Annotated in this window: 4 protein-coding genes, 1 tRNA gene, 2 rRNA genes and 1 pseudogene; 4 read left to right on the top strand and 4 right to left on the bottom strand. The window is 63.2% G+C overall.

Annotated elements, in window-relative coordinates; genetic code table 11:
* From RMN99_RS09695 to RMN99_RS09680, 4 genes are all read left to right on the top strand, one after another.
* Positions 1–172: ribosomal RNA gene (locus RMN99_RS09695) — 23S ribosomal RNA — on the top strand; the annotation flags it as partial.
* Between the two features lie 118 nt (positions 173–290).
* Positions 291–405: ribosomal RNA gene (gene rrf, locus RMN99_RS09690) — 5S ribosomal RNA — on the top strand.
* Positions 406–579: 174 nt separating this feature from the next.
* Positions 580–656: transfer RNA gene (locus RMN99_RS09685), tRNA-Met, on the top strand.
* Positions 657–731: 75 nt separating this feature from the next.
* On the top strand, positions 732–1949 hold the full coding sequence (locus RMN99_RS09680; protein WP_309623111.1) for a cell wall hydrolase: 1218 nt from the start codon (positions 732–734) through the stop codon (positions 1947–1949).
* Here RMN99_RS09680 and RMN99_RS09675 read toward each other — a convergent pair.
* The 4 genes and pseudogenes from RMN99_RS09675 to RMN99_RS09660 form a co-directional block, all read right to left on the bottom strand.
* On the bottom strand, positions 1946–2581 hold the full coding sequence (locus RMN99_RS09675) for a LysE family translocator (RefSeq protein WP_309623110.1): 636 nt from the start codon (positions 2579–2581) through the stop codon (positions 1946–1948). The two genes, RMN99_RS09680 and RMN99_RS09675, sit on opposite strands and share 4 nt — an antisense overlap.
* A 168-nt stretch (positions 2582–2749) precedes the next feature.
* Positions 2750–6130: a DUF5801 repeats-in-toxin domain-containing protein gene (locus tag RMN99_RS09670; RefSeq protein ID WP_309623109.1), complete on the bottom strand. Its 3381-nt coding sequence runs from the start codon at positions 6128–6130 to the stop codon at positions 2750–2752.
* Between the two features lie 423 nt (positions 6131–6553).
* A complete protein-coding gene (locus RMN99_RS09665; protein ID WP_309623108.1) occupies positions 6554–8143 on the bottom strand; it encodes a fatty acid--CoA ligase in 1590 nt (529 codons plus the stop codon).
* A gap of 255 nt (positions 8144–8398) precedes the next feature.
* Positions 8399–8869 (bottom strand): annotated as a pseudogene (locus RMN99_RS09660) (M20/M25/M40 family metallo-hydrolase); the annotation flags it as partial.

The raw sequence follows: 8869 nt of genomic DNA, 5'->3' as shown, positions 1-8869 counted from the left end.
GCAGCAGGGTAGCTATGCATGGACGGGATAACCGCTGAAAGCATCTAAGCGGGAAGCCTCCCTCAAGATAAGGTATCTTCGAGTCGTGATAGACCATCACGTTGATAGGCCGGGTGTGGAAGCGCAGTAATGTGTGGAGCTAACCGGTCCTAATAACTCTGATCATGCTTGAGAGTCCCACCATCAATGACAGTTTTGCTGTCAGTGTATGTTGACGATTTTCAGCCAGATACGCCCTTATAAACGCACTACAGTGCATCGATTAAAACCCGTATCCGCCTGCTTTATTGCTTGGTGGCCATAGCGTCAGTGCCCCACCCGATCCCATCTCGAACTCGGACGTGAAACCTGACAGCGCCGATGGTACTAACGCTTAAGCGTTGGAAGAGTAGGACGTCGCCAGGCATTAAAGCCGGCGGGTACGGTTTAAAACCCATTCACATGTCAGGGCCTTCGGGCCCTGCGCTCAAAGGGCCCCTGCGGCCCTTTTTGTGTTTCCGGAGCCTTGTGTTCCGGTGATTTCGCCCTATTTGGGCAAAGTGCATTGCTGGCGGCCCGTGAACGGCCGTTGGCTGGTGACGCGGGGTGGAGCAGCCCGGTAGCTCGTCAGGCTCATAACCTGAAGGTCGTAGGTTCAAATCCTACCCCCGCAACCAACACCAAACCCCGCTGCGGCGGGGTTTTTTGTTTGAGACCTGTTGGTTTGTAGCGGGGCGGTTAGAAAGGCCATCATGGACGATCCGCTGAACCGCCGGATGATCGTGGCGCTGCTCGCCTTCGTGCCGCTGTTGCTGGTGCTGCTGGCTGGGCGCAATTTCTCGACGCCACAACGCCAGCCCGGTCAGCCGACCACCGCGCAGGCCGCTGAAATCGCAGCACTGCCCGGCGGGGCGATCGAAGCGCCGCTGTTCGGCAGCGATCTTCCCCCGGCTATGCTGGCGCCAGGCGCAATGGATGCGGCGCGCGCATCGAATTTGCAGGTTCCATTTGTCAGCGGTCCGATCGCTACGGCCTTACCGTTCAGATTTTCGGGCAATCCAGGCGATTTTGGCAACGCTCGCGATTGTCTGGCGCTGGCCGCCATGGCTGAGGCCGGGGCGAGCGATCAGGGCCAGCGCGCGGTGATCCAGGTCATTTTGAACCGCGTGCGCCACCCCGCCTTCGCCAGCACCGTCTGCGGCGTGGTGTTCGAAGGATCGCAACGCGCCACCGGCTGCCAGTTCACCTTCACCTGTGATGGATCGCTGACGCGCCGCTATGGCGATGCCGATTGGGCCGCCTCGCGAACCCGCGCCGAACAGGCGCTGCGCGGCTATGTTTACGCCGGGGTCGGCACAGCGACGCATTATCACACCGATTGGGTGTTCCCTTCGTGGAGCCCCAAGCTGGAAAAGATCGCGCAGGTTGAAACCCACCTGTTCTTCCGCTGGCCGGGCCGCTGGGGCACCACTGCGGCGATGACCAAACCTTATCGCGGCGGCGAGGCTTCGTTCGCGCAGCTTTCTGCCCCAGGGTCCGCCGGAGCTTTCGCAGGCACAATGCCCGGTGATTTCCCGACCGGCAGGCCCGATCTGTCCGATCCCGATGCTTCGTTCGCCGTGGCCACCGGGATCCCGGCCTTGCCCAGCGACACGCCCGCCGTTTCGAGCGGCGAAGTCGTGATGCGCCTGCCCAATGGCCGCGCCAACTTCATCATCGTCTCGGCCGGAGCGGGGAGCGACGTAGCGCTCGCCACCGCGCGCAGTCTGTGCAACGGCCAGGGCACTTGCCGGGTGATGGGCTGGAGCAACCGGGGCGATGTGCCCGTCAGCTTCCCGCTCCCCCGCGCGGCGCGCGACAGCCTGCAATTCAGCTATAGCCGCGATCCTGCCGGCAGCGAGATCACGCTCTACAACTGCGAGAGCTTTGCCGGAGTGACGCGCGACAAGTGCATCCCGCGCGGGCGCTAATTGCGGACGCCAAACGCCAGTTTCAAGCCGAACCCAACAAACAACGCGCCGGTCAGCCGGTCGAGCCAGGCCATCACGCCGGGCTTGCGCAGCGCAGCCAGCAGCGGCCGCGTGGCCATGATCAGCGCCGCGAACCAGAGCAACCCCAGCACATTGTGGATCGCGGCGAGCAGCACCGACCAGCCCAGCACGCTCGATCCCGCCGGAATGAACTGCGGCAGGAACGAGACATAGAACACCCCGACCTTGGGGTTGAGCATATTGGTCAGGAACCCGCGCAGCAGCCAATTGGGCGGTTCCGATCTCGCCGCGCCTTCCTCTGAAACCGCAACCTCCAGCGCTGCTCGCGGTGCGCGGATCAACTTGATCCCAAGATAAAGCAGATACAGCGCCCCGGCCCAGCGCAGCCCGTCATAAGCCAGCTGCGATGCCGCCAGCAGCGCGCCAAGGCCAGCGCCCACCACCAGCCCCCAGCCCAGACAGCCCAGCGCAACGCCAGCCGCCGCCAGCATCGCCAGGCGCGGTCCTTCGGCGGCAGCAGTGCGCAGCACGAGCGCGGTATCGAGCCCCGGGGTGATTGTCAGCACCGCCGCGGTAGCGGTGAAGGCCAGCAGCGCGGCGGTACTGGTCATGCGCTGAAGCTGCTGACTGTACTGCACAGTGCCAGCGCGCCGGTTAGGGGATCGGAAATGGCTGCTCTCCTGATGCCTGGCCGTGTCATAGGCCAGGAATGGAGCGCGATGCCAGTGCGAATGCAATCCGCGGCCGACAGATTTCCCTGTCGGCCGGAGATACTCAGCTCAGAACAACTGCGCGGAGTGGGCCGCCACCACCCAGTCCATCTCCACGCTCGCGCTCGGCGCGCTGGCCAGCAAACTGTGTTGCGCCGCAGCGAATGTGGTGAGCGCAGCGGAGACCGCGCCATCGCCGTCCCCGTCGATCCCGACCGTGAAGCTCGCGCTGACCGGATCGGTATCGGCATCGGCGAGTTGCAGGGTGAAGCCCAGCAGATAGTCGGGCGGCAGGATCTTGATCGAGATGTCGCCCAGCCCGATCTTGACCGCCGCACCATTGACCGAAGTGATCTCGACCGTGTCGAAGAACACGCCGGTCGGCGCATTGATGACAATCTTGCCGTTCTTGGCGACCGAGATCGCGATATTGGTCATGCCCGCAACCGCCACGCCATCATCAAACGCAGTGTAGAGGTAGTTCGTGGTCTTGGGCGTCTTGGTGCCGATCGAAATGCCGCTGATGTCCTGGACGTTGTTCAGGCTGTCATAGAGACTGAAAGCCAGGGTCTCGTTCGCATCGAGGTTGCCATTGACCACCCCGACGTTGGCATTGCTTTCGTTGACCGCTGCCGGTCCGCGCGGGTTGGGGCCGGTGCCGTCGGCATCGAAAAAGCCCGAAATCTTCACGTATTCGTCACTGCCAAGCGCGCCGACGTTGATGAAGTTGGTATCAGGCCCGCCGGCCTTGATGTCGGTGACATCGAGGCGGAGGTCGGTACCCTTGAGCGCGCTGAGCAGGGTGAAGTCGTAAGACCCGTCACTGTCGACGAACAGCGAATAGAGATCGACCCCGTCGAGCGTGCCGACGACCTTGTTGGTGTCGGCCACTCCATCGCCGCTCGAATCGACGTAGTGCCAGCGGAAACCGGTAGCGCCGGTACCCACATCGCCCGGGGCGTTGAAGATCGACCAATGCGCCACGGCATCGCTGCCCAGATCGAAGGTGGCATCGCCGCTGACCGTGACGCCAGGCGTGTTGCCCGAAGTCAGGTCTTCAAGCGAAGCCGTCACGATCGTTGGCCCATCGTCTTCGATCGAAATGATCGAGCCGATATCGACCTGCGGCGCGGTCTTGTCGCCATCGCCGTCGGTCACGGTCCACACCGCATAGAGCAGTCCGCTGCCCAGCGCGGCAGACAGCTCGTCGGTGCTGGAGGCATTGCCATGATCGACCGCGAGGTATTGGATCATGGTCACCGCGCCCGAACTCGCATCGATTTCAACCCGGAAGGCATATTGCCCATCCGCCGAAATGCCTTTGGCCGCGGTGGTGCCGTCGGCGACCAGCGAAATTGCCGAATGGGTGCTGCTCACCGTCAGCTGGGTCAGGGCGTTCTGGATCTTGAGCGAGAAGACCGCAGCTGCGCCTTCCTCGTCCTCGCCATCGTCCTTGGCCTTGGTGAACAGGGCATCGCCGGTGAGCATGGCCCACCCGATCACCCCGGCACCGTGGCCCACTTCGTCATGCGCATTGGGATCGGCGGGATCGATGCCGACGCTTTCATCGACCACGATGGTCACATTGTTGAGCGCCAGCGACGCCGCCGGGCCATCATCCTCAAACCCGACCTTGCCGCCGATATCGATCGAATTGCTGATCGGATCGCTGTCACCGTCGGTGACCGAGACCTTGGCGAAGAGCCGCCCGGCCGCAATCCGCGCGACATCGTCGAAGGTTCCAACCGGGGTGTGCTGGACCGAATCGTATTGTTCGACCGTGATCTGGCCGTTGGCATCGATCGAAATGGCGAAGATCGCCTCGGCCCCGGCCTTGCCGACCACCACGTTGCCTTCCTTGGACAGCATAATCGCGGTGCCATCGGTGGTCTTGAGCCCGCTGTCGGTATTCGCGCCGAGTTCGAGCGAGACGCTGCTCGAGCCGCCATCGGTTCCGGCACTTGTTCCTGCGGTGGAAATCACCGTGGCCTGGTCCCAGCCGATCAGGCGGGCGGCGGCGGTCAGCGAGACGGCATGGCCGACTTCGTCAGTCGGCACGGCCAGCCCGGTGTCGGCGGCATTGGCACCGGTCGATTCGTCGGTAACCGCCTCTTGGCCGGTAAGCCCGATCGCTGCGACCGGGCCATCGTCGCCGAACCCGATCAGCTGGCCGATCGCGGTGAAGGTGGGCGGGCCCTGCAGCGCGAAGCCGCCGATATCGAAAGGATTGCCGTCGTAATTTTCGATCAGCAGCCGGGTGTGTGTGGTCGGCAGGCCGCCAGCATCGACCGTGCCATATTGCACGGTCGCGCCAACCGGAACGCCGCGAACTTCGACCCCGAGGCCCCCGGCCAGCTGGTTGACCGTGATCCCGGCGGTCACCTGCACGCCGCCCAGCATGACCTTGATCGACGCGATCGAGATTTTCACCTCGACATCGTCGGCATCGCCCTGGCCAGGCAGGTAGGCGGTGGTTTCTTCCATCGCGGTGTTGAAGGCGTGAAGCTGGACATTGGTCTTGGGCGTATTACCGGCCCCCTGGATCTGGACGATCGTGAACGAGGCACCGACCGCCTGGTGCAGCGCGCTATAGTCAATCGCACTGACCCCGCCGGGCGCGTTGGCCCCGGTCGACGGCATGGTCGTGCCGCTGGCCGGCTGCAGCCCTTCGACGAAAGTGAAATAGGCGGCATCGCCGGGCGCGGTGACAGCACCGGTCTTCCGGTCAAACGTCGCTGGATCGAACATCTGATTATCGACCCCGATGGTGATGCTACCGCCGCCCTGGCTGGTGTTGATCGAATCGATGCCGCCGACGGGATCCTGGTCGCGCCCCGCGACGATCACCGCAATCGTGGCGTTGCCGAACGAGCCGAACAGCAGCTGCCCCGATCCAAGCGTTCCGAAATCTAGCGCGAAATCACCGGCGGCACCGATGTGCAGATAATTACCGAGATCAACCACCTCGTCGATGCTGGCCGAATCGGGATGGCGGATGGCTTCGAACTGGATCGACCACAGCGTTGCCGAAGTGTTGCTGGCATTGGCCTCAAGGTAGACCGCGAAGACCACGTCGCCGCTGGGATTGGGGACCCCCAGCGTGCCTTCACGGCCGATCACGATATGCGGATCGCTGGTGGCATAGAGGAACACCGAATTGCCGGCCAGGGTCAGCAGGCCGCTCGGGTCGCCGTCGAGCGGCTGGTTGTTGCCATCGGCCAGCACCAGCGTGCTGATCGGTCCGGCGCTGCCGACCTGGATCACGCCGTCGGCGCTTTTGGCGATGCCATTGCTGGCCGCGAAGGCATAGCTTTGGCCGAGCGTATCGAGGTAGGTCTTGAACAGGGCAGGCAAGGCCGCGAGGGCATAGTCGGCGTCCCCGCCGATGCCGTTCTGCAGATCGGCGCTTTCATCAAGAACGTAGCGGCTGCCGAGTGTGTAAGTGGCCATGGTTGAAGCTCCCAAATCCGTGCAGGGAGATCACCGATTGGTGAAAGCATCCTGCGGTGTGCTGCGCCCAAGCCGCCTGAACTGGCGATCTAACGGCGAGAAACGGCACGACCCGTGAAATGCATTCACTTCAAGTTCAAGCTAGCGGCCTGGTGCCACAAGCAAAGATCTTCGATATTTAAGTACCGATGCCCGCCGCGCAGCAAAGCTTGCGACGTGTGACTACTATCGGCACAGCAAACCTCATGCATGCGGTTACGCATGGATGGTGCCTGGAGTTTATGGTTGTTTGTGTTTCCGAATCGCACATCTAGCGACTCGAGCTTCCCGCTGTTCTGCAAGGGAAGACCTTAGTTAATTTTTTTCAAGATATTCGTTGGCGTGACCTGTCCGGCTGACGCTGCCGTCCCGCCGGGGGACGGACTAGTTGATCTGGCGTTCGCGGCCTTCCCAATAAGGTTCGCGCAAGCTTCGGCGCAGGATCTTGCCGCTGGGGTTGCGCGGGAGTGCGTCGATAACGTCGACGCTTTTGGGGACCTTGAACCCGGCGATGCGGGTGCGGGTCCAGTCGATGATGCTCGCGGGATCGATCGTGTGGCCCGGCTTGGGCACGCAAACCGCTTTCACGGCCTCGCCCCATTTGACGTCAGGCACGCCGATCACCGCCACTTCGAGCACATCGCCATGGCCATAGATCGCGCTTTCAACCTCGGCCGGATAGACGTTTTCGCCGCCGGTGATGATCATGTCCTTGGCCCGGTCGAACATGTAGACATAGCCGTCTTCATCGAGATAGCCGACATCGCCGGTGGCGATCCAGCCATCAGCGTCCATCGTGCTGGCGGTGGCTTCGGGCAGTTTCCAGTAACCCAGCATGTTGGCCGAGGAGCGGGTGACGATCTCGCCGATTTCGCCTTGCGGCAGGATCGCGCCATCGCGGCCCTTGATCACCACTTCAACGCCGGGCAGCGGCTTGCCGGCCGAGCGCATCCGCTGGTTGCCTTCGACCGTATGGTCCTCAGGCGGGAGCACGCAGATCGTGCCGGTGGTTTCGGTCATCCCGTAGTTCTGGGTGAATTCGGCGCCGAACATCGCGATGCATTCGCGCAGCAGATCGAGCGGAATCGGGCTGGCACCGTACATGATATATTTGATCCGGCTGAAATCGGTCTTCGCGCAGTCAGGGTGGTTGAGCAGCAGCGCCAGCGCCGCGGGCACGATGAAGAACCGCGTGACGCCGCGGTTCTCCACCGCATCGAACACGCGGGTGGGCTCGAACTCGCTCAGCACGATCCCCGGCAGCCCGGCCGCGAGCGCGACGATGCCGAGGCCCGTGCCGCCGATGTGCGCGCAGGGCATGGCCACCAGCACCGCCTCGTCTTCGTCCCACAGCGAATGCGGCGGCGGGTTTTCAAGGCCGGCCTTGCGCAGCCCGAACAGGTTGCGGTTGGACAGTACCGCGCCTTTGGGGTTGCCGGTGGTGCCGCTGGTGTAGAGCTGCAGCACCGCCTCGTCGGCTTTCGATGGATCGAACGCCCCGCGCGGCGCCTTGATCACTTCGGCCTGCGCCTCGGCAGCGGTAAAGCAGCGGATCAGGCCCGGGCGCTGGCCCAGCGTAGCGGCGCAGGCTTCGAACCCTTCGCCCAGGAACAGCAGCTTGGCCTCGGCGTTGTCGATGATGAAGGCCGCTTCGGGCTCGGCCAGGCGCCAGCCCACCGGCACCATCACGATCCCGGCCCGCGCCGCGCCAAAGAACAAGGCGAAATAGGTTGCGCTGTTCTTGCCGAACCAGGTGATCCGATCACCCTTCTTTACCCCCAGCGCCAACAGCGCCGATGCGACGCGTGCCGTCGCATCTTCCAGTTCGGCATAGGTGAAGGTCAGATCATCGCCTTCGATCGCGGTCCGGTCTGGCCGGTCCTTGGCCCAGAACGTGATGAAGTCATCGAACGTGAACAGATCCTTGGTGCGAAGGGCCTTGGCCAGCAGCCGCTGGTAGGTTGCATCATCCATCGTGGTCTCCCGTTTGGCAGAGAGTTTAACCGCGCGATTAAGAGAGGCAAGGGGAATGGTGCGGATTCTTTTGACCCACCCAAACTTCGTCACCCTGAACTTGGTTCAGGGCCCATTTCTCCGTTCAAACCGAAGCTTTGCCGCGTGAGCTGACTGGGCTGCCGCGCCGGCGAGCGACCCGTGGGTTGGAGGCCCGATGGATGCTGAAACAAGTTCAGCATGACGAGGCTGGGGAATGGGTCAGCGGGGCTGAGACTAACCCGCTGCCGTGGCGATCAACCGCGCGTAAAACCGGATCAGGCTGTCGAGGTTGGCCCGCGTCATGTGCTCGTTGGTGCCGTGGATCATCTTGATGTCGGTGCTGGCCAGACTGATCGCCTGGAAGCGGTAGACGTCATCGGACACGCCTGACATGTGCTTGCTGTCGGTCCCGGCGACCACCAGATAGGGTGAGACGACCAGACCGGGCTGGTCCGCCAGCGCGGTGGCCGCGATCAGGTTCCACCCCGGCGAACTGGTGGATGAAACCGGGCTGGGCTCGCCGGGCTTGCGCTCGGTCCAGCCGATCTGGACCGGCAGCCCTTTGGTGGCAGCACGGGCACGATCAAGCACATCTTGCGAGCTGTTCCACGGCGCGATACGGTAATTGATCAGCGCGGTCGCGGTTTGCGGCAGGACGTTTTCCTTGGGGCTGCCGGTCAGCATGGTCGGCGCGATGGTGGTGTG

The sequence above is a fragment of the Novosphingobium sp. genome (assembly GCF_031417815.1).
Taxonomy (GTDB): Bacteria; Pseudomonadota; Alphaproteobacteria; order Sphingomonadales; family Sphingomonadaceae; genus Novosphingobium.
This window is presented reverse-complemented; position numbering and strand designations above follow the sequence as displayed.